This window comes from Streptomyces sp. NPDC002926 (assembly GCF_053591755.1).
Genome location: NZ_JBSFUK010000033.1, coordinates 19,356 through 39,406, shown reverse-complemented (window position 1 = coordinate 39,406; position 20,051 = coordinate 19,356). Strand labels below are relative to the sequence as shown.

Here is a 20,051-nt window from a genome sequence, read left to right as displayed (position 1 = left end):
CTCTTCTCTTCCTACGCGTACCGCAGCGGCGCATCCGGAAGCTGCCGCTCGGGGTCGTCCCACAGCAACACGAGGTCCTGGGCGTGGTGTCCTGCCGACCGAACGGTCGCGGCTTCCCCTCGCAGCTGCCGCACTCGCTCCGGCCATTGCGATGGTGGAGTACCCCCGACATCCCGGCGCAGGCTCGCGAAAAACGCGTCCGCGGGGCAGGAGTCGACTTCCCCGTCACGAGAACAGGCGCGTGCGATCCGGGACGGGCATCCGGAGGAGGCGGCCCCGGAGCAGCCGTCGAGATCTGATCGCCGCCAGAGGATCACCGGAACCCCCGAAGCCAGCGCGACCTCCATCGCGATTCCGGAGGAGGGAAGACGCAGCGAGCCTGCCAGTACCAGAACGGCCAGCGCGGGATCGGACTCGATCCAGCCCTCGATCATCTCGTGATCCGCCTGGTCGTCGTCGCAGGCGAGCGCCATCGACGGCCCCCCCGCCGCCACCTCAGCGGTGAATCGGTTCCAGCGGTTACGCCAGTACTGGTGCAGTTCGTCGTCGTCGAACCGCTCCAGATCCCGTAGCACCACCGGGTGTCTGCGGCCCAGGCTGGACCAGGCGTGGCGGGCCCAGGGCTTCCACTTGTCGAAGGCCTCTTCCATGAGCTCCTGGGGGATGATCAGCTCCACCATCACGGTGTCACCACCGGATCGGCCCAGGATGGCGAGTTGTTCCGGAAGCAGCCGTTGGGCCAGCCCCAACGCTTCGGCAAGCGGCAGCGCAGCCGACTCGGCAGCGGCCGGAGAGATGGCGTCCCGGCCCTCGTAGCGCCACATCGCCACCTGGTAACGGCTGGGGTCGACCACGGACGGCCTGAGGCGGACCATGACCGAACGCTGGACGGCAGGGCGCGCGGCTGAGGAACGGAGAATCTGCGCCACCAATCGGCGGTCCAGCTGCAGCGACTCTCCCACATGCTCTATCCAGGAGCGCAGCCGCAGGCCAGGATTTCGGGGTAACTCTTGTGCGACAGCAGCGACATGGAGCAACGCGCGGGGCAGTCCGTGGTCCGCGGCGCCCAGGGTGTCCAACTCGGTTATGACATCGCGGTGTTCGTGCATGGGCAGTTCCGGCTTGTGCGCGTAGCGCCCTGCTGCGGCATGGAAGGCTGTCGGCAGGCTTTCGGACACTGGCGCGGGAGCATCTGCCAGCAGGCCGAAAAGTCTGCGCTGCCACCGTAGCGGGATGCCTGCGCTCCACCGCGGAGAGGTGTCGTGTGACGGGGGGTCGGGCCATCTCGGGTCCTGCCCATGGAACGTGTCGTGTGCGCGGACAAGGGCCTGGTAGGCAACCGGATCGAGATGTCGTAGCGCCCCGATCGGTGTCGCCAGACCGCCCATGTCCGTGCTGTCCATCCGGGTGGCTTTCACCACCGCGCATACCCCGCCGGTGCTCAGGTTGAGGACCGGACCGCCCGACATACCAGGAGTGATCTCGTCCCGCTTCATCCTCAGCATCAGCCCGCCATCGAGGGACTGGTCACCCTGGTAATCAAACGTGGAGGTGAGCGGCTCGGGTACGGAGCGGTACTTGTCCGAGTGGCCGAGCGCGGTCAGCGCCTGGCCGCCCGCGGGTATCTGGTCGTGCCACCAGGTGCAGAGGTGGCCTTCGGGTAAGTCCGTCAGCCCGACGATCGCCAGATCGGGATACGGCCATAAGCCGCCGGACACCGGTGCGGGCGAGGCGGCCAACACCGCGCCGTCGAACTCGGACCCCTGCCAGGACACTTTGACTGGGCTTCCAGCCGTGCCGGCCACGTGGGCGCAGGTGACGACATGGCCAGGGGCCGCCAGGAACCCGCTCCCCGCTGTTCTCCCCCGGACCTGGACCAGGCATTGTCTTGCTGTCCGGGTCAGATCGGCGATCTGTGTTCCCCTGTCTCCGGTGTGCGCCGGGACGGGCGCCATCACGATTGAGCCTCACCCCGCTGCGACTGATCGGACTGACCGCTCCATGAGAGAGTCACCTTGACGGCCGCAGTTCCACTCACCCCCGCGAGCGCGGCAATCAAACCGTCCTTACCGAGCGCCAATTCGACTCCGAACTCAACGCTCACCTCATCAGGTCCTGCCTGAGCGACAGCATCGCGTACGTTGGCGGCCACTGATCGGAGCGTCTCGTCAAACCCCCGGAGTGCGCGAGCTCCGCCGTCGAAGAAGCCGGAGTCCTGAGGGCCTGGTGGCGACTCGATCCGCGCCCAGATCTCCTGTCCGTCCGGAAGCCGCACCTCTACCAGCTGTTGCATGTCCCCCGCCCAAACGGTACCGAGCTGACCTTGTTGCCACGATAGTGCTGCGAACGTCAGCACGCCGGGCATTCGCAGGGTTCCTGAGGCCGCACTCCGTCCGCACCCACCGAGTCACGCCGGTCGCCCCCGCCACCGCGAGCAGCGCCCGATCACGCCGCCCTGCGTGCCCTGCGCGACGCGCCGCGGATGATCTCCGCGTACCTGTGCCCGCTGCCCTTGATCGTGCGGCGCTGCGTCGCGTAGTCGACATGAACAAGACCGAACCTCTTGTCGTAGCCGTACGCCCACTCGAAGTTGTCCAGCAGCGACCACGCGAAGTAGCCCGCGACCGGCGCTCCCCGGCGCGCTGCCCGTCCGCACGCGGCCAGGTGTTCCTCCAGGTACTGGACGCGCTCGGGGTCGTCGACGGTGCCGTCCGCGCGGACGACGTCCGGATAGGCCGAGCCGTTCTCCGTGACGTGGATGCGCCGCGCGCCGTACTCATCGGTCAGCCGCAGCAGCAGCAGCTCCAGGCCGTCCGCGTGGACCTCCCAGTCCATGGCCGTGTGGCGGGCGCCCGGCAGATAGATCTGTTTGGCGTACGGCACGGGGCCCGTCGGGTCGGCGGTGACGATCTGGCGGAAGTAGTAATTCAGCCCCAGCCAGTCCAGCGGCGCCGCGATGCTCTTCAAGTCACCGGCCCGCTCCGGGAGTTCGACGCCGTACAGCTCGAGCATGTCCTGGGGATAGCCGCGGCCGTGGATCGGGTCGAGCCACCAGCGGTTGGTGTGGCCGTCCGCCCGGGCCGCGGCGGCGTGGTCCTCCGCGCGGTCGTTCGCCGGCTCGATCGGGCTGAGATTGTTGACGATGCCCACGCGCGCGTCGGACGAGGCCGCGCGGATCGCCTGGACGGCCAGGCCGTGACCGAGGTGCAGATGGTACGAGGCGTGCACCGCGGCCCCGAGATCGGTCAGACCCGGCGCCATCCGGCCCTCCAGATGGCCGATCCACGCCGAGCACAGCGGCTCGTTGAGTGTCGCCCAGTCCTTGACCCGGTCGCCGAGCCGTTCGGCGACGACGGAGGCGTACGCCGCGAAGTGCTCCGCGGTCTCGCGGGCCGGCCAGCCGCCCCGGTCCTGGAGCGCCTGCGGCAGGTCCCAGTGGTAGAGCGTCGCGAACGGTGTGATGCCCGCGTCGAGGAGACCGTCGACCAGCCGGTCGTAGAAGGCGAGGCCCGCCCTGTTCACCGGCCCGTCTCCGCCGGGCACGACCCGCGGCCAGGCGATAGAGAACCGGTAGGCGCCGATGCCGAGTTGCTTCATCAGAGCGATGTCCTCGGGCCAGCGGTGGTAGTGGTCGCACGCCACATCGCCGGTGTCGCCGCCCGCGACCGATCCCGGCGTGTGGGAGAAGGTGTCCCAGATCGACGGGGAGCGGCCGTCCTCGGCCACGGCACCCTCGATCTGGTACGCGGCGGTGGCGGCGCCCCAAGTGAAGTCGGCCGGAAGGGCGTTGAGGTCGTTCACGAACTGCCTTTCTGCTGGGCTCGGAGGGCGGATCACTTGACGGCGCCCGCGGTGAGGCCGGCGACGAGATAGCGCTGGAGCAGCAGGAACCCGGCGACGACGGGCACGCTGACGACGAGCGAGGCGGCCATGACCTGGTTCCAGTAGATGTCGTTCTGGGTGGCGTAGCCCTTGAGCCCGACGGAGAGCGTGCGGGTGACGTCGTTCGTCATCACGGAGGCGAACAGAACTTCGCCCCAGGCCGTCATGAACGCGTAGATGGCCACGGCGACGATGCCCGGGACAGCGGCCGGGACCACGACCCGGAAGAGCGCGCCGAGCGGTCCGCAGCCGTCCACCGTCGCCGCCTCGTCCAGATCCCGCGGGATCGAGTCGAAGTAGCCGATCAGCATCCAGATGGAGAAGGGGAGCGAGAACGTCAGATAGGTGAGGATCAGCCCGCCGCGTGAGCCGTACAGGGCGATGCCGGTGCTGTTCCCGATATTGACGAAGATCAGGAACAGTGGGAGCAGGAACAGGATGCCGGGGAACATCTGGGTGGACAGCACAGTGACGGTGAAGACCCGTCGGCCGCGGAATCGGTAGCGGCTCACGGCGTACGCGGCGAACACCGCGATCACCACCGACAGGACCGTCGCCGCGCCCGCCACGATCAGCGAGTTGAGGAAGTAGCGGGCGAGCGGAACGGTGTCCCAGATGTCGAAGTACGGCTGGATCGTGAACGTCGACGGAATCCACTGGAACTTCCCCGACACGTCCTGCAGCGGTTTGAGCGAGCTGCTGACCATCACATAGACGGGCAGCAGCGCGAACGCGGTGAGAAACGTCAGTACGACGCGGCGCGTCCAGAGGAACGACTGCGGCGGCGCGTTCGGGGACCTGGGTGGCCTAGGCATCGGCGCCCCTCCTTCCACGTGAGGTCAGCAGCAGATGGGCGGCGGTCACCAGCAGCAGGAACAGCAGCAGCAGCACGGACATCGCGGATCCCGAGCCGAAGTTCCAGGCGACGAAGGAGGACTGGTAGATATGGACCGAGATCACGTCGGCGGCCTCCGGAGCAGCCCTGCCGAACAGCACGTACGGCGTGTTGAAGTCGTTGAAGGTCCACAGGAACAGCACGAGCACCAGTACCTGGTTGACCGGGCGCAGCGACGGCAGAGTGATCTTGCGGATCTGCTGCCAGACGCCGGCTCCGTCGATCGCGGCGGCCTCGTACAGCTCGCGCGGAATGTTCTGCAGCCCCGCCATGACGATGAGGAAGGCGAACGGCCAGGACTTCCAGACCGCGACCACGACCAGCGCGACGAAGCTGTTGTCGCCGATCAGCCAGAAGGACGGCTGGTCGGTGAGGCCCAGCTGGTCGTGCAGGACATGGTTGATCAGGCCGTTGTCCCGCTGGAACATGAAGGCCCAGGTGATGACGGCGGCGTACACCGGCAGGGCGTACGGGGTGAGGAAGACCGCCCGCAGGAAGCCGCGGCCGCGGAAGTTCTCCTGCATCATGATCGCCGCGGCGACGCCGAACAGCCAGGACAGTCCTACGGCGAAGACGGTGAACAGGCAGGTGACGTAGAAGGAGTGGAGCAGGGCCCGGCCGATCGGGGCGTCGAAGTCGACGGCGACCTTGTAGTTGTCGAGCGCGGCCCACGGCGCCTCGCCCCAGTTGCGGATGTAGAACTGCGTGAGCCGGCGGAAGCTCATCACGATGCCGATGACCATCGGGATGAGGTGGACGAGCAGTTCGAGTACGACGGCCGGCAGGAGCAGGAGATAGGGCAGGCCGCCGTGGCGGACCCGGTCCGGGATACGCGGCAGCCGTCCGCGCGGATCCCCCTTGCCCGGGCTCGCACCGCTGTCGGCCCGGTCCGTCCGGCCGGGAGTCACGGTGGTCATCCGGCGGCCCTCACTGCTGCATCTGCTGCTGGGCCTTGGCCAGGCGTGCCTTGACGGATTCGGTCGTCACCGGCAGTCCGGCCGCGGCATCCGCCCACAGCTCCTTGACGGCGGTGCCGACGGCCGTCTCGAACTGCGATTCGGTCGGCACCTGGGGCAGCGGTGCGGCGCCGGTGGTCAGCGTGTCGCGCAGGATCTTCAGATCGGGTGCGGAGAACGCCGGGTCCTGCTGGGCGGCCTTGACCGGCGGAATGGATCCGTACGTCTTGTTGAGCAGCTTCTGCTCCGCGTCGCTCGTCATGAACTTCACGAACTTCTTGGCGCCGTCGATGTTCTTCGTGTTCTTGAAGACCGCAAGATTGATGCCGGCGACCATGGAGTTGGTGTTCCGGCCGGTGCCGGGAGTGCCTGCCGGGACCGGTACGGGCGCCACGCCCCAGTCCGCGGGCTTCATGCCCTGCGCGGCGAACGTCGAGGCGGCGGCCTGCCACAGCACCATGGCCGTCCTGCCGCGCGCGAAGTCCTGGAGGGACTGGTTCTGGGCGTACTCCGCGTTGCCCGGAGCGATGATCTTGTCCTTGGCCATGAAGTCGACGTACTGCTTCACCGCGGCGACCGCGCCGTCCGAGGTGAAGGTGGGCTTGGCCGAGGAGTCGAAGAAGTCCGCGCCGTGCTGCTTTCCGAGCACGAACACCTGGTGGATGTTGTTCGCGAGGTTGCCGCCCTCGGCGCCCAGCGCCCATTTCCCGTTCTTCGAGAGCTTCTTGCCGTCCGCGATCAGTTGGTCCCAGGTGGCCGGCGGCTGCGAGATCCCCGCATCGGCGAACATCTTCTTGTTGTAGTAGAGCGCGTACGCGAGCGAGTACAGCGGTACGGCCGCGGGGTCCTTGCCCTCGGCTCCGGCCGATGCGACCGCCGAACCGACGAAGCGGTCACGTCCGCCGATCGCGTCGAAGTTCTTCCGGTCCCAGGGCAGCAGCGCGCCGGTCGCCTGGAGGGAGGCCGACCAGGTATTGCCTATGTTGAGCACGTCGGGGCCCTGGCCGGAGGTGGTGGCGGCCAGAATCCGGTTGAGGAGATCGGACCAGGGGACCACCTCGAGCTTGACCTTGATGCCCGTCTGCTTCTCGAACTTCTTGAGTTCGGGCGTGAGGATCTTCTTGTCGGCCTCGACGTTCGGGCCCTGATTGGAGGCCCAGTACGTGAGCGTCCTGGGTGATTCGTTGCTGCCTCCTCCGTCGGTGGAGGTGCCTCCGCCGCAGCCCGCCGTGACGGCGGCGAGTGCGGTGACGACGGTGACGGCTGCTGCGGCTCTGCTCGTGCGCATGAGAGGTGGCCCCTTCCCGGGGGTGGCTGCGTTCGGTTCCCGAACGGTCTCCCTGGCTTAATTCATGTCGTGATTTAAGAGGTGAGGGAAGGTCGCGTCAAGGGCTGCGGCCGGGGTATGTTGCGTCCACGGAAGGAGCACCATGGCGGAGCGCAGCAGACGGACAGTGCGTGACCTGCGGCGCGGCAACCGCGCCCGGGTACTGCAACGGTTGTATTTCCACGGCCCGTTGAGCCGCCAGGAACTCGGACCCGCCACCGGGCTGAGTTCAGGATCCATCAGCAACGTCGTATCGGAACTCATCGCCGAGGGAGTGCTGGAGGAAGCCGGGGTGGTCGACTCCGACGGCGGCCGGCCGCGCACACTGCTGCGCGTCACCCCGGGCGGCGGACTGCTGATCGGCATCGACATCGGCGAGACCCGTGTACGCGTCGAACTCTTCGACCTCTCCCTCACCGAACTCGCCCGCACCGAACGCCCGCTGGCCCAGCACGGCTACGACGTCGAGCGCATCGTCGCCCATGTCCGCACCGGCGTCGCCGACGTCCTGCGGGACGCGGGCGCCGACGCGACGAGCCTTCTCGGCGTCGGGATCGGCGTCCCCGGAATCATCGAACAGGACACCCCCGGCGGCGCGATCGTGCACGGCCAGACCATCGGCTGGAGCGCCGTGCCCTTCGAGAGGCTCCTCCGCGCCTCCGTCGAACTGCCCCCCGAAGTACCACTGTTCATCGACAACGGCGCCAAGACGCTCGGCCAGGCCGAAATGTGGTTCGGCGGCGGCCGCGGCGCCCGCGAGGCCGCCGTGGCACTCATCGGCTCCGGAGTCGGCGCCTGTGTCGTGCATGCCGCCACCCCCGACGAGAATGCCCGCAGCAGCGCGCTCGAATGGGGCCATACGACCGTACGGATCCGGGGGCGGCGCTGCCGCTGCGGCTCTCTCGGCTGTCTGGAGGCGTACGCGGGCGCGGAAGCGCTGCGCGAGCGCTGGCAGGAGGCGGGCGGACCGTCGGCGGCCGACGCCGACGACGAGACCGCGCTGGCCTCGCTGCTCGCCGCGGCCTTCCCCGGCGCGGACGGCCCCGAGCCCGACGCGGTGGCACTCTCACTGCTCGATGACACCGCCGAGTACCTGGGTGCGGCCGTCGCCGACCTGATCAACCTCTTCCGGCCCGAACGCATCCTGCTCGGCGGCTGGGCCGGACTGCTGCTCGGCCCGCATCTCCTCCCCGAAGTGCGCCGGTACGCGGGGGAGTACGCCCTGCGCCACGCGGCCGCCCGCACCACCATCGAACTCGGGCGGCTCGGTCCGGACGCGGTCACCGTCGGCGCCGCGACACTGCCGCTCGCCGACTTCCTGGCGCGCGGCGGCAGCCGGCCCCCGGCCGCGGCCCGCGCCACAGTGCGCGGGAGCTGACCCCTTGTCATGGCGCGTGCCCTGCACCTAGTTTGGCCGATTGCGATGTGACCTGCATATCAGTGGGGGAGTCTCAAGATGGCCGCAACCGGTCGGCACCGTCGATACCAGCCGAGCCGCATCAACCGTGCTTCGCTCACTGTCACGGCGGGCGGTGCGGGCATGGCTCTGCCGCTCATCGGCGCGGGCACGACCCACGCGGCCTCCGTGGATGTCTGGGAGAAGGTCGCGGCCTGCGAGTCCACCAGCAACTGGAAGATCAACACCGGCAACGGCTATTACGGCGGCCTGCAGTTCACCCAGTCCACCTGGGAGGCGTACGGGGGCAGGAAATTCGCCCCGCGCGCGGATCTCGCCAGCAAGGACCAGCAAATCGCCGTCGCCGAGCGGGTCCTTGGGAGCCAGGGGCCGAGGGCCTGGCCCGTCTGCTCCGCCCGCGCCGGGCTCGCCCGTGGCGGTGAAGCCCCCGACATCGCACCGGCCAGGCGATCAGCGCCGCGGAGCGAGCACCGGTACGAACGCAAGGCAGCGCCGAAGAAGGCCACGCCGACCACCGTGCCCACGCATCGCGAGGGCTACACGGTCGCCCGCGGCGACTCACTCTCCAAGATCGCGGACTCCGAGCAGGTCAGGGGCGGCTGGCATCAGCTCTACATACAGAACCGCACCGTCGTCGGCCCCGATCCCGACCTCATCCATCCGGGCCAGAAGCTGATCCTGCGCATCGAGGCACCCAAGCCCGACCCGAGACCCAACCCGTCGTCCCCTGCGCCGGCCGAGCAGAAGCCGAAGACCCAGCCCAAGCAGCAGGCACCGAAGCACGAGCCGCCCAGGAAGAAGCAGGAGCGGCCACGGAAGCCGGCGTCCAAGCAGGCGCACGCGACCAAGCCCGCGCACAGGACCGGACTCAGCGCACCCGTACAAGCGAGCCCCGGTACCCCCTACGGCAAGCCCGGCTCCTCCTGGGCCAGCGGCTACCACACCGGCGTGGACTTCCCGGTTCCCACCGGCACCGCGGTGCAGGCGGTCGCCTCCGGCCGTGTCGTCTCGGCCGGCTGGGGCGGTGCGTACGGCTATCAGGTCGTCATCCGCCACACGGACGGCAAGTACAGCCAGTACGCGCACCTGTCGGCGCTCACCGTGCGCTCCGGCCAGCAGGTCGGCAGCGGACAGCGGATCGCACGCTCGGGGTCCACCGGCAACAGCTCAGGGCCGCATCTCCATTTCGAGGTGCGTACGGGGCCCGGATACGGGTCCGACATCGACCCCGTCGCCTACCTCAGGTCGGGCGGCGTCTCCGTCTGACGGACGCCCGTGCAGAGGGACGTGGCGCCCTCGGGGTTCCACGTGGCGCATCCGCGGTTCCGAGCGGCGCACCGGCTGTTGCGAGGGGCGTGCCTGCGCGTTCGCCTCCGGCCGTGCTTCCGCCTCCGCGCGCGTGGCCTTGATCCGCTCCGTCGTCAGCAGCATGAGCCCGCCCGCCGCCACGACCCCGAAGCCGATCGCGAACACGGTGCCCGGCACGCCGTACCGGAAGGTCTCGCCGAACATCGTGATGCCGACAACGGCTGCCACCACCGGATTGACGACCGTGACGGTGGCCAACGGGGCCGCGAGGCCCGCGCCGTGGTACGAGGACTGGGAGAGCAGCAGACCACCGCAGGCCAGGGCGGCGATCACCAGCAGGCTCGGCCACTGGTCGAGCGGCGCGGACCAGGTCCAGTCCACCGCGACGGTCTTGGTGAACACCGAGGCGATGCCGAACGCCACACCCGCGGCAGCGGCGAGCAGCACACTGCGGATGATCGGCCGGTTCACGGTCTGGGCGACCAGGAAGAGCAGCGCCACCCCGCCGAACGTCACGGCTGCCAGCACTCCACGCTGGCCGCCGTCCAGCGAGTGGGAAGCGGAAGTGCCGGTCAGCGCCAGCAGCCCGGCGAGCCCGGCGGTCGCCAGGATCGCGCCGCGCCAGGCGGCGGCCCCGGCCCTGCGCCGCACGAACAGCGCCGCCATCGGCAGCGCGAAGACGATCGTCAGCGCTCCGAGCGGCTGGACCAGGCTCAGCGGCCCGTACGCCAGCGCCACCACATGCAGCACGGCGCCGAGCGTGTTGAGAGCGACGGCGACCCACCACGCGGCGTGGTGCAGCGGTGCGTAAGGCCTGGCCGAAGTGGTGGCAGCGACATGCTCCTGCATGATCGCCCCGGCCGCATAGGCGACCGCGGAGACCAGTGACAGCACCACGGCCAGTGCGAGGGAACTCATAGAGACCACGATCTCCCTCTTCAGCGTCCACGTCGTCGTCCTTGAGCAGGCACTTGGGCCTACTGCCGACGTAGTACGCGCGTAGGTCTGAAGTCCCCCTCTCGGCGGGGGCGCGGGCCGGTGAGGTGGAGACCGACCCGCCCGGGTCCGGGACGTACGCGCCCATATGGACGCATACAGCGTTCCCCACCCAGTTTCCTCGCCACGCCCGTGCATCGCGAGTGGTGGCTACGGTGGCCTGGTGCGGACATTCCGGCCGCCCGGAAGGGAAAAAACCCGTACGGGTGATGACAGCCCGTACGGGTGATGACAGAGAGCGGAGCGTGGGCGTGGATCTGGAGGAGGTGGGCTCCGTCGGCGGCTTCTTCGCCCTGCGGATCGGCGCGCCCGGCGAGCGGCAGCTCCCGCTGGCGAGGCTGTACGCGGGCGAGACCGCCCCGCTCACGGCCCGTATCGACACGGTCGCAGCCCGCCTGCGCACCCCCGAGCGCCGGGTCGCCGCCTCCATCGCCCAGCTGGGGCTCGCCGCCCGGCTCTGGTCGGTCGCGCTCGGCTCCGCCGTGCTGCACGGACAGCTGCCCGACCTCGACCCCGCGCGGCTGCACTGGGACCCGGACCGCAGCGCGCCCGACGATCTGCGGCTGACCGCGGCAGATCCGCTGCCCGCGACCGCGGAGACGGTCCGCGAGGTGGTGCAGTACGGCCATCTCGTACCCCTGGCGGACGCGGTCCGCGGCGATGTACGGCTCTCACGGCAGCTGCTGTGGGGCAACGCGGGCTCCGCACTCGCCGGAGCCGTACGCGAACTCCACGCCTGGGCGCGGCGCAGCGGCCGGCCGGAAGCGGGCGAACGGGCCTCCGCGCTCGCCGCCGGACTCTTCGCCCATCCGGATCTGTCCGGCACGGTCCACGGTCCCGCGCTGCGGCGCCGCAGCTGCTGTCTCTACTATCGCTGCCCGGGTGGCGGGCTGTGCGGCGACTGCGTGTTCGACCGTCCGCCGCGGCGCTCCGCGCAGCGGTCCTGACCGCGGTCTTCCGCGCACGCCGTATGTGAGTGACCATCATGGGGTGCTGTGTCTTCCCGGGGGACGCTGTCCCCGATTGCGGCTCTGCCGCGAGCCGGGCCCCCGGCTGAAAAACAGGCCAATGGTGGTGGGCCGACCGCCTTCGCGAGGTGAATCTCCGTGAAGGTGGGACTGCTCACGCGCGAGTACCCCCCGGACGTCTATGGAGGCGCCGGGGTCCATGTGGAGTTCCTGGCCCGGGAGTTACGAGCTCTCGCCGACCTCGAGGTGCACTGCTGGGGCGAGGGCGCCGCCGAAGGCGTTCTGCGCCACGAGGCGCTCGCCGGACTCGACGGCGCGAACGAGGCACTGCGCACCTTCTCCGTCGACCTCGCGATGGCCGCCGAGCTCCAGGGCCGCGAACTGGTCCACTCACACACCTGGTACGCCAATCTCGCCGGTCATCTCGCCAAGCTGCTCTACGGCGTACCGCATGTGATGACCGCCCACTCGCTGGAGCCGCTGCGCCCCTGGAAGGCCGAGCAGCTGGGCGGCGGCTACGCCCTCTCCAGCTGGGCCGAACGTACGGCCATCGAGGCCGCGGACGCGGTGATCGCCGTCTCCCGTGGTATGCGCGCCGACATCCTCGCCTGCTATCCGGCCCTCGATCCTGACCGGGTGCATGTCGTCCACAACGGCATCGACACCCGCATGTACCGCCCCGACCACGAGACAGCCGTACTCGAGCGGATCGGCCTCGACCCGGACCGCCCGTTCGTCCTCTTCGTCGGCCGCATCACCCGGCAGAAGGGCGTCCCTCATCTGCTGCGTGCCGCCCGCTCCTTCGACCCGAACGCCCAGCTGGTGCTGGCGGCCGGCGCCCCCGACACCCCGGAGATCGGACGTGAATTCCGGCAGCTGGTCGAGGAGCTGGAGGGCGCACGCGACGGGGTGCACTGGATCCCCGAGATGCTGCCGCGCCCGCAGGTCATCCAACTCCTCAGCCATGCCGCGGTGTTCGTCTGCCCTTCGGTGTACGAGCCGCTGGGTATCGTCAATCTGGAGGCCATGGCCTGCGGAACGGCCGTCGTCGCGTCGGCGGTCGGCGGCATCCCCGAGGTCGTGGACGACGGCCGCACGGGACTGCTCGTGCCCTACGACGCGGCTCACCCCGAAGCCTTCGAGTCGGGTCTCACCCAGTCGGTGAACCGGGTTCTCGACGACGCCGGGGAGGCCGCGAGGATGGGCGCGGCCGGTCGGGACCGGGCGGTACGTGAGTTCGGCTGGGACCAGGTGGCCCGGCGTACGTACGAGGTGTACGAGAAGTTGCTCGAACAGTCGTAGCAGCCATAGCGGGCATGGCACGCATAGAGGGGGCGCGATGCGCGGTGGACCTTCGGTGCTCGGAATCGTACTGGCCGGCGGGGAGGGCAAGCGGCTGATGCCGCTCACCGCCGACCGGGCAAAACCGGCGGTGACCTTCGGGGGCATGTACCGGCTCGTCGATTTCGTCCTCTCCAGCCTCGTCAACGGCGACATCCTGCGTATCTGCGTACTGACCCAGTACAAGTCGCACTCGCTGGACCGGCATGTGACCACCACGTGGCGGATGTCGAGTCTGCTCGGCAACTACGTCACGCCCGTACCGGCCCAGCAGCGGCTCGGCCGGCGCTGGTATCTCGGCAGTGCGGACGCGATCCTGCAGTCACTCAACCTCGTCAACGACGAACAGCCGGACTACATCGCGGTGTTCGGTGCCGATCACGTCTACCGGATGGACCCGCGGCAGATGCTGCAGCGGCATGTCGAGAGCGGCGCCGGGGTCACCGTTGCCGGGATCAAGGTGCCGCGCGCGGAAGCGTCCTCCTTCGGGATCATCACCCCGGCGTCCGACGGCGCCCGGGTCGAGCGGTTCCTGGAGAAGCCCGTCGACCCTCCGGGGCTGCCGGGCGACCCGGGCCGGGTTTTCGCCTCCATGGGCAATTACCTCTTCACCACCAAGGTGCTCGTGGACGCTCTCCACCGGGACGCCGAGGACGATCGCTCGGTCCACGACATGGGAGGCTCGATCCTGCCGATGCTCACCGAGCGCGGTGTGGCGCAGCTCTACGACTTCGATGAGAACCATGTGCCCGGTGAGAACCCGCGGGAGCACGGTTACTGGCGTGATGTGGGCACCATCGACACCTACTACGAAGCCCATATGGATCTGATTCCGGACCGTCCGGTCTTCGACCTCGACAACCGGCGCTGGCCCATCTACACCCACTCCGGCCAGCTGCCGCCCGCCCGTTTCACCGGCGCGGGCATCGCGAGTGAATCGATCATCAGCCCCGGCTGTGTGGTCCGCGGTCAGGTCACCCGGTCCGTGCTCTCGCCCGGCGTCGTCGTCGCGGAGGGAGCGGTGGTGCAGGGATCCGTCCTGCACGACAACGTTCGAATCGGGCGGGGTGCGGTGGTGCGTGGCTCGATCCTCGACAAGAACGTGGATGTGCCGCCCGGCGCGACGATCGGCGTCAACCCCGAGCGCGACCAGGAGCTTTACACCGTCTCGAAGAACGGAGTCATCGCGCTGGGGAAGGGCCGGCACGTGCTGTGAGGCCGGCCCGCCCGAAGATTGGGCCCGCGGCCGGTTGCCGATCGTGCCGCGCGGGAATCAGAGGGGTGAGGGGCCTGTCGTTGCGTGGATGCCGCCAACGGCTCTCCCACCCGGTTTTCTTGGCCGGAACCGGCTGCCTAGTCAGAACGGAGTGATCCCATGCGTGCGCACAGGCAAGCCCGTAGGCGAGCCGCACGCGCGACGTACATCCTGCCGCAGGCAGAGACATCGGCCCGCTGGGCGCGGCATCTGACGACCGCCTTCCTCACCAGCGGACGTGTCGAGGAGGTGTCCGGGGGCCAGGTGGAAGACGTGACGCTGGTCGTCTCGGAGCTCGTCACCAATGCCACCCGGCACGGCCGCAGCGGCTGCCGGCTGCGGCTGCGCGTCGACACGGGACTGGTCACCGTTGAAGTGGAGGACAGCAGTCCGGTACTGCCGCGGTTGTGTTCACCGCAGGAGGCGGACGAGGGCGGGCGGGGCATCGCCATGGTGCGTCACCTCGCGCAGCACTTCGCCGTCCGCGGCGGACCCGGCGGCGGCAAGACCGTACAGGCCGTGCTCGCCTCGAGCTGAGAGACCGCGGTTCTCCCTCGAGTCGCGCCCTCAGCACGGCCGGCGCCACACCCCCAGCGCGGCCGGACGTTGTAGATGCCGGTCTTGCAGCGGGCGAGGTTCGCCGGGTCGCGGAAGAAGCCGATGGTGTGCGCGAGCCCGTCCGTAGGATCGAGTTCGGGCTGCCGGCCGGTGGCCGCACGCAGCCGGGTGACGTCGGCGACCAGCCGCATCACTCCGGAGCCGGCCGGATGCGCTCTTCGTCCTCGCGTACCTCGAGATCGACGTCCATCAACTTGCCGATGAGCCGGGTGAGTTCGCCGATCGAGATCTCACAGCCGGTGCCGGCGTTGAAGGTGCGGCCGACGACGTCCTCGGCCGGCGCGGTGCCGACGGCGGGAAAGGCGCGCGCGGTGTCCTTCACGTAGAGGAAGTCCCGTGTGGGGCGCAGATCCCCGGGCGTGATGACCTGCTCGCCCGCCGCGACCTGGCCGATGACGGTCGGTATGACCGCCCGCATCGACTGGCGCGGCCCGAAGGTGTTGAACGGGCTCAGGGTGACCACCCCAGTGCCGAAGCTGGCGTGGTAGCTGTCGGCCAGCCGGTCTACGGCCGCCTTCGAAGCGGCGTACGGGGACTGGGTGTTGATGGGATGGTCCTCGGTGGTCGGCACGGTCTGCGCGGTGCCGTACGTCGCGCTGGTGGAGGTGTGTACCAGGCGGGGGATCCCCAGCTTGTGTGCTCGGCTCCGGTGACGGCGACAAGCGGGTTGGTTGTCACGAAAGCTGGCACGGTCTTGTCAGCGGTCAGCGGTCAGCGGTCAGCGGTCAGCGGTCAGCGGTGGGCCGGCCGAGCAGACGACAGGCCCCGGCGATCAGAACGGCAGCCGCCGCGGTACGACAGATCAGTTGGACGGGGCCCGGTGGCAGCCCAGCGGGCAGCGCCGCGGCCTCGGCTGCCGCGGCGGCGAGACAGATGGCCGCCGGCAGCCGGTGCGTCTACGCCCCACACTCCGCGCGGCACCAGAGGCACCTGCGCCGGTGGGAGGCAGCGGCGTGGCACCGACAAGAGATTCAGTCTGGACAAATTTATTTGTCGGTGGGAAGGTGGAGCCATGTTGGACGTGACCGTGATCGAGGACTCGGCGGCTGCTGCCGTCTCGCTGGACCCCATGCGTGCGCGGCTGCTCGCCGAGCTCGCCACCGGGCCCGCGTCGGCGGCCATGCTCGCGGGCCGTGTCGGACTGCCCCGGCAGAAGGTCAACTACCACCTCAGGGCGCTGGAGCGGCACGGTCTGGTCGAGCTGGCCGGCGAACGCAGGAAAGGCAATGTCACCGAGCGGCTGATGCGGGCCACGGCGGCCTCGTATGTGATCTCGCCGCTCGCCCTGGCCGCGGTGCAGCCGGACCCGGCCCGCTTCCGCGACCAGCTCTCGGCGCGCTGGATGCTCGCCGTCGCCGCCCGTCTCGTACGTGATGTCGGCACCTTGATCACCGGGGCGGCCAAGGCCCGCAAGAGGCTCGCGACCTATGCGCTGGACGGAGAGGTGCGCTTCGCCTCGGCCGCCGACCGGGCCGCGTTCGTCGAGGAGTTGACGCACGGCGTCGGCGCCCTGATCGCCAAGTACCACGACGAGAACGCCGAGGGCGGCCGCGAGCACCGGATCGTCGTCGCGCTCCACCCCACCGTCAAGCCCGATCCCCCCGCCGCCAAGGCCATCGAGGAGTCGTCATGAGGAAGCCGGTCACGCTCGTGCGCCGGCTGCTGGGCGAGGGCCTCGTGGACGGGATCGAGCCGCTCGACGCTTCCGCCGCCGTCGGCGGCGGCAAGCGCCTCTCCCAGGAGGGGCTTGCCCGGACCCCGCTCGAGGTCGTCCGGCCCAGGACGTCCGGACCGGGCGGCCACCACGTGATCCACGCGCCCAGGGGCGCCTGAACATCAGGAGTCATCATGTCCAAGGAATTCGAGATCATCCGCGAGTTCGAGGTCGACGCCAGTCCCGAGCAGGTGTGGGACGCGATCACCACCGGCACGGCCGGCTGGCTCTGGCCCATGGAGTACGAGCCGAGGGAGGGCGGCGCCGCGCCCTTCGGCGGGACCGTCACCGCATGGGACCCGCCGCGGCATCTGACCGGCCGCACCGAGAGCCTGGAGGACGTGCCTCAGCAGACCTTCAACCAGCTCGACCATGTCATCGAGCCGCGCGAGGGCGGCGGCTCCTGGGTGCGCTATGTGCACAGCGGCATCTTCGTCGACGACTGGGACAACCAGTACGACGGTGCGGACAAGCACACCGACTTCTATCTGCACACCCTGCGGCAGTACCTCGAGCACTTCACCGGCCGTACTGCCACGTTCGTGACCCTCGACGCTCCCGCCGCCTCCAACACCCCGGGCGGGCTCGAGGTCGTCAGCCGCGGGCTGGGACTGCCGGACGACGCGGCACAGGGCGCCACTGTGCGGGTCGAGGTGCCCGGCGCCGGTGAGGTCGACGCGGTCCTCGACTTCCGCAACCCCTACTTCGTCGGGCTGCGCACGGACGAGGCGATGTACCGCGTCTTCGGCCGGAACCACTTCGGTGCTCCGGTCGGCGTCAGTGTGCACGACTTCGCCCGTGGCGCGGACGCCGAGCAGAACGAGGAAGCCTGGCGGAGCTGGCTCGCCGGCCTCTTTGCGTGACGCGGGGAGAAGGGGCCCGGGAACAAGGGGCCGGAGAGAAGGGGCCGGGGAGAAGGGGCCCGGCTTGTGTGACCCGGGAAGAAGGGGCCGGGTCGGGGCGGCACCCGACCGGGCCCCTCCCTGCCACGGACCGGTGCGGGTCCCGGCATTTTGCCCACGCCTCATCACTCAGTAAAGTTGCGCTTTTGAAACTGCTGCGTGGGCGCTACTGCGTACGAGTGATCGAGGAACGGCAAAGCGATGACGGTGACAGAGGACAGCCCGGTGTTCGGCCCGGGCATCGACCCGGAGCGGTTGGCCGTCTGCCTGAGCGTGCTCGACGAGCTCGACAAGCTGGACGTCGACCACCCGGACGCGATCGCGGTACGCCGGGCCACGGCCGGGATCTACCGGACCGTGAAGCAGCGCCGCCGCCAGGAGCGCCGCGCCGCCAAGACCGCCCACGACAAGTCCGTCACCGAGGCCACCGCGACCGGTTCCGCCGAACGGATCGACGACGAGACGGAAGGCCTGCTGCCGTCCTCGTCGGTCGCCGGCGAGATCGCGGGCATACTCCAGCGCCCCAGGTCCTGCTACATCTGCAAGACCCGCTACGTCGAGGTCGACGCCTTCTACCACCAGCTGTGCCAGAAGTGCGCGGCCGAGAACCGCGCCCGCCGCGACGCCCGCACCGACCTCAGCGGCAAGCGCGCTCTCCTCACCGGCGGCCGGGCCAAGATCGGCATGTACATCGCGCTGCGGCTGCTCCGCGACGGCGCCCACACCACCATCACCACCCGCTTCCCCAGCGACGCCATCCGCCGCTTCAAGGCGATGCCGGACAGCGACGAGTGGATCCACCGCCTCAAAATCGTCGGCATCGATCTCCGTGACCCGGCCCAGGTCGTCGCGCTCGCCGACTCGGTGGCGGCCGAGGGCCCGCTGGACATCCTGATCAACAACGCCGCGCAGACCGTACGCCGCTCCCCGCAGGCGTACAGCGAACTCCTCGCCGCCGAGTCCGCGCCGCTGCCCGCGGGTGAGCTGCCCAGCTCCCACGTCATCGGCGCGTTCGGCAGCGGCTCCCAGGCCGCGCTGCCCGTCGGCCGCGGCGAGGCCCTGACCGCCCAGGACGTCACCGGACTGGCGCTGGTCACCGGCTCCGCCTCGCTCGCCAGGATCGAGGCGGGTACCGCCATCGACGCCGGCGGCCTGGTGCCCGATCTGCACGACACCAACAGCTGGGTCCAGACGGTCTCCGAGGTCGAGCCGGTCGAACTGCTCGAGGTCCAGCTCTGCAACTCCACCGCGCCGTTCATCCTGATCAGCCGGCTCCGCCCCGCGATGGCCGCCGCCGCGGCCAAGCGCACCTATGTGGTGAACGTCTCCGCTATGGAGGGCGTCTTCAGCCGCGGCTACAAGGGCGCGGGCCACCCGCACACCAACATGGCCAAGGCCGCGCTGAACATGCTCACCCGCACCAGCGCCCAGGAGATGTTCGAGTCCGACGGCATCCTCATGACCGCCGTCGACACCGGCTGGATCACCGACGAGCGCCCGCACCCCGACAAGATGCGCCTCGCCGACGAGGGCTTCCACGCCCCCCTCGACCTGGTCGACGGCGCCGCTCGCGTCTACGACCCGATCGTGCGCGGCGAGGACGGCGAGGAGCTCTACGGCTGCTTCCTCAAGGACTACGCTCCGGCGAACTGGTAGTCCGCAGCTGCTCGTGGACGGCGTACGAGCCGGTGTCCGCTGCCGCGCGCACCCGAGTACCGCCGTCCACCAGCAGATCGGCCCCGGTCACCCACGCCGACTCGTCCGAGACCAGCCACAGCACCGCCCGCGCCACATCGCCGGGCTCGCCGATCCGGCCCAGCGGCATCCCGTCGGCGATCCGCCGCTCGGCGCCTTCCCAGACAAAGCGTGCCATCTCGGTGCGTACGAGACCCGGTGAGACGGCGTTCACCCGTACCGCTGGGGCGAGTTCGCCGGCGAGCTGACGCGTGAGATGCAGCAGTGCCGCCTTGCTCGTGCCGTACGCGCCGACCCGTGGGCCCACTCCATGGGTGCCCTCGGTGCAGATGTTGACCACGGTCCCGCCGTGCTCGCGCATCCAGGCCCGCCAGGCGAGCTGCACCAGCCGCAGCGCCGCCTCCACATTCACCGCGAACGCCTGCCGCCACTCGTCGGGATCGGCTTCCATCAGCGGACCGTAGGGCGCGTTCGTGGCGGCGTTGTTGACCAGAATGTCGAGCCGCCCGAACTCCCGCACGGCGAGGGCGGTGCAGCGATCGAGATGGGCCGGGTCGGCCACGCTTCCGGCACAGCCCGCCGCCCGCGCTCCCGCGTCCCGCAGTTCGGCAACTGCCGCTGTTACTCCATCCGGGTCCCGCGCGGTGACCACCACATCCGCTCCCGCTCCGGCCAGTGCTCCGGCGACGGCGAGGCCGATGCCACGGGAAGCCCCTGTCACCAGGGCTGTCCTGCCTTCGAGGCAGTTTTGCGCGGGCCCGGAAACCATCTGCGCAC

18 protein-coding genes and 1 pseudogene are annotated in these 20,051 nt (G+C 69.7%); 10 read left to right on the top strand and 9 right to left on the bottom strand.

Annotation, left to right across the window (positions count from 1 at the left end; genetic code table 11):
• Positions 1–11: 11 nt before the first annotated feature.
• From ACWDZ6_RS29525 to ACWDZ6_RS29500, 6 genes are all read right to left on the bottom strand, one after another.
• A complete protein-coding gene (locus ACWDZ6_RS29525; protein WP_451505272.1) occupies positions 12–1,955 on the bottom strand; it encodes a VMAP-C domain-containing protein in 1,944 nt (647 codons plus the stop codon).
• On the bottom strand, positions 1,955–2,365 hold the full coding sequence (locus ACWDZ6_RS29520) for a CU044_2847 family protein (RefSeq protein WP_366732052.1): 411 nt from the start codon (positions 2,363–2,365) through the stop codon (positions 1,955–1,957). The genes ACWDZ6_RS29525 and ACWDZ6_RS29520 overlap by 1 nt, the downstream gene beginning before the upstream one ends.
• 80 nt (positions 2,366–2,445) lie before the next feature.
• The gene (locus ACWDZ6_RS29515) at positions 2,446–3,801 is read right to left on the bottom strand and encodes a GH1 family beta-glucosidase (RefSeq protein ID WP_451505271.1); all 1,356 of its coding nucleotides are present in this window, start codon (positions 3,799–3,801) and stop codon (positions 2,446–2,448) included.
• 32 nt (positions 3,802–3,833) lie between these two features.
• Complete coding sequence (locus ACWDZ6_RS29510) at positions 3,834–4,697, bottom strand: carbohydrate ABC transporter permease (RefSeq protein ID WP_451505270.1); 864 nt, start codon at positions 4,695–4,697, stop codon at positions 3,834–3,836.
• Positions 4,690–5,694 (bottom strand): carbohydrate ABC transporter permease, encoded by a 1,005-nt coding sequence (locus ACWDZ6_RS29505; RefSeq protein ID WP_451505269.1) that lies wholly within the window; start codon positions 5,692–5,694, stop codon positions 4,690–4,692. Before ACWDZ6_RS29505 ends, ACWDZ6_RS29510 begins: the two co-directional genes overlap by 8 nt.
• A 10-nt stretch (positions 5,695–5,704) precedes the next feature.
• Positions 5,705–7,021: an ABC transporter substrate-binding protein gene (locus tag ACWDZ6_RS29500; protein WP_451505268.1), complete on the bottom strand. Its 1,317-nt coding sequence runs from the start codon at positions 7,019–7,021 to the stop codon at positions 5,705–5,707.
• A gap of 142 nt (positions 7,022–7,163) precedes the next feature.
• On the opposite strand from ACWDZ6_RS29500, the gene ACWDZ6_RS29495 reads away from it, so the two are divergent.
• Both ACWDZ6_RS29495 and ACWDZ6_RS29490 read left to right on the top strand, forming a co-directional pair.
• A complete protein-coding gene (locus ACWDZ6_RS29495) occupies positions 7,164–8,438 on the top strand; it encodes an ROK family transcriptional regulator (RefSeq protein ID WP_451505267.1) in 1,275 nt (424 codons plus the stop codon).
• 78 nt (positions 8,439–8,516) lie between these two features.
• Complete coding sequence (locus tag ACWDZ6_RS29490) at positions 8,517–9,743, top strand: transglycosylase family protein (RefSeq protein ID WP_451505266.1); 1,227 nt, start codon at positions 8,517–8,519, stop codon at positions 9,741–9,743.
• Here the strand turns inward: ACWDZ6_RS29490 and ACWDZ6_RS29485 are convergent.
• A complete protein-coding gene (locus ACWDZ6_RS29485; RefSeq protein WP_451505265.1) occupies positions 9,645–10,703 on the bottom strand; it encodes a DMT family transporter in 1,059 nt (352 codons plus the stop codon). The two genes, ACWDZ6_RS29490 and ACWDZ6_RS29485, sit on opposite strands and share 99 nt — an antisense overlap.
• 329 nt (positions 10,704–11,032) lie before the next feature.
• Between ACWDZ6_RS29485 and ACWDZ6_RS29480 the strand changes: the two genes are divergently transcribed.
• The 4 genes from ACWDZ6_RS29480 (at position 11,033) to ACWDZ6_RS29465 (ending at position 14,882) form a co-directional block, all read left to right on the top strand.
• Entirely contained in the window at positions 11,033–11,728 is a 696-nt protein-coding gene (locus ACWDZ6_RS29480; protein WP_451505264.1) for a (2Fe-2S)-binding protein, read from the top strand.
• Between the two features lie 159 nt (positions 11,729–11,887).
• Entirely contained in the window at positions 11,888–13,051 is a 1,164-nt protein-coding gene (gene glgA / locus ACWDZ6_RS29475; protein ID WP_366732044.1) for a glycogen synthase, read from the top strand.
• A 37-nt stretch (positions 13,052–13,088) separates the two neighbouring features.
• A complete protein-coding gene (glgC, locus tag ACWDZ6_RS29470) occupies positions 13,089–14,306 on the top strand; it encodes a glucose-1-phosphate adenylyltransferase (protein ID WP_451505263.1) in 1,218 nt (405 codons plus the stop codon).
• A gap of 159 nt (positions 14,307–14,465) precedes the next feature.
• The gene (locus ACWDZ6_RS29465; RefSeq protein ID WP_451505262.1) at positions 14,466–14,882 is read left to right on the top strand and encodes an ATP-binding protein; all 417 of its coding nucleotides are present in this window, start codon (positions 14,466–14,468) and stop codon (positions 14,880–14,882) included.
• 65 nt (positions 14,883–14,947) lie between these two features.
• Here ACWDZ6_RS29465 and ACWDZ6_RS29460 read toward each other — a convergent pair.
• A pseudogene (locus ACWDZ6_RS29460) lies at positions 14,948–15,603 on the bottom strand (NAD-dependent epimerase/dehydratase family protein); the annotation flags it as partial.
• Between the two features lie 372 nt (positions 15,604–15,975).
• On the opposite strand from ACWDZ6_RS29460, the gene ACWDZ6_RS29455 reads away from it, so the two are divergent.
• From ACWDZ6_RS29455 to ACWDZ6_RS29440, 4 genes are all read left to right on the top strand, one after another.
• Entirely contained in the window at positions 15,976–16,596 is a 621-nt protein-coding gene (locus ACWDZ6_RS29455) for an ArsR/SmtB family transcription factor (protein WP_326654007.1), read from the top strand.
• Positions 16,593–16,796, top strand: coding sequence for a hypothetical protein (locus tag ACWDZ6_RS29450; RefSeq protein ID WP_451505261.1), 204 nt, complete (start codon positions 16,593–16,595; stop codon positions 16,794–16,796). The genes ACWDZ6_RS29455 and ACWDZ6_RS29450 overlap by 4 nt, the downstream gene beginning before the upstream one ends.
• A 15-nt stretch (positions 16,797–16,811) precedes the next feature.
• On the top strand, positions 16,812–17,540 hold the full coding sequence (locus tag ACWDZ6_RS29445) for an SRPBCC family protein (RefSeq protein WP_451505260.1): 729 nt from the start codon (positions 16,812–16,814) through the stop codon (positions 17,538–17,540).
• A 240-nt stretch (positions 17,541–17,780) separates the two neighbouring features.
• Positions 17,781–19,235 carry an SDR family NAD(P)-dependent oxidoreductase gene (locus ACWDZ6_RS29440; RefSeq protein WP_451505259.1) on the top strand — a complete coding sequence of 485 codons (1,455 nt, stop codon included), beginning with the start codon at positions 17,781–17,783 and terminating at the stop codon, positions 19,233–19,235.
• Here the strand turns inward: ACWDZ6_RS29440 and ACWDZ6_RS29435 are convergent.
• Positions 19,207–20,043: an SDR family oxidoreductase gene (locus tag ACWDZ6_RS29435; RefSeq protein WP_451505258.1), complete on the bottom strand. Its 837-nt coding sequence runs from the start codon at positions 20,041–20,043 to the stop codon at positions 19,207–19,209. The two genes, ACWDZ6_RS29440 and ACWDZ6_RS29435, sit on opposite strands and share 29 nt — an antisense overlap.
• Between the last annotated feature and the right edge of the window lie 8 nt (positions 20,044–20,051).

Excerpts from the sequence above, each read along its gene's own strand:
- ACWDZ6_RS29525 (WP_451505272.1), bottom strand. The coding sequence starts at position 1,955 with ATGGCGCCCGTCCCGGCGCACACCGGAGACAGGGGAACACAGATCGCC.
- ACWDZ6_RS29440 (WP_451505259.1), top strand. The coding sequence starts at position 17,781 with ATGACGGTGACAGAGGACAGCCCGGTGTTCGGCCCGGGCATCGACCCG.
- ACWDZ6_RS29445 (WP_451505260.1), top strand. The coding sequence starts at position 16,812 with ATGTCCAAGGAATTCGAGATCATCCGCGAGTTCGAGGTCGACGCCAGT.
- ACWDZ6_RS29490 (WP_451505266.1), top strand. The coding sequence starts at position 8,517 with ATGGCCGCAACCGGTCGGCACCGTCGATACCAGCCGAGCCGCATCAAC.
- ACWDZ6_RS29520 (WP_366732052.1), bottom strand. The coding sequence starts at position 2,365 with ATGCCCGGCGTGCTGACGTTCGCAGCACTATCGTGGCAACAAGGTCAG.
- ACWDZ6_RS29510 (WP_451505270.1), bottom strand. The coding sequence starts at position 4,697 with ATGCCTAGGCCACCCAGGTCCCCGAACGCGCCGCCGCAGTCGTTCCTC.
- ACWDZ6_RS29450 (WP_451505261.1), top strand. The coding sequence starts at position 16,593 with ATGAGGAAGCCGGTCACGCTCGTGCGCCGGCTGCTGGGCGAGGGCCTC.
- glgC (WP_451505263.1), top strand. The coding sequence starts at position 13,089 with ATGCGCGGTGGACCTTCGGTGCTCGGAATCGTACTGGCCGGCGGGGAG.
- ACWDZ6_RS29465 (WP_451505262.1), top strand. The coding sequence starts at position 14,466 with ATGCGTGCGCACAGGCAAGCCCGTAGGCGAGCCGCACGCGCGACGTAC.
- ACWDZ6_RS29495 (WP_451505267.1), top strand. The coding sequence starts at position 7,164 with ATGGCGGAGCGCAGCAGACGGACAGTGCGTGACCTGCGGCGCGGCAAC.
- ACWDZ6_RS29485 (WP_451505265.1), bottom strand. The coding sequence starts at position 10,703 with ATGAGTTCCCTCGCACTGGCCGTGGTGCTGTCACTGGTCTCCGCGGTC.
- ACWDZ6_RS29455 (WP_326654007.1), top strand. The coding sequence starts at position 15,976 with ATGTTGGACGTGACCGTGATCGAGGACTCGGCGGCTGCTGCCGTCTCG.
- ACWDZ6_RS29435 (WP_451505258.1), bottom strand. The coding sequence starts at position 20,043 with ATGGTTTCCGGGCCCGCGCAAAACTGCCTCGAAGGCAGGACAGCCCTG.
- ACWDZ6_RS29505 (WP_451505269.1), bottom strand. The coding sequence starts at position 5,694 with ATGACCACCGTGACTCCCGGCCGGACGGACCGGGCCGACAGCGGTGCG.
- ACWDZ6_RS29500 (WP_451505268.1), bottom strand. The coding sequence starts at position 7,021 with ATGCGCACGAGCAGAGCCGCAGCAGCCGTCACCGTCGTCACCGCACTC.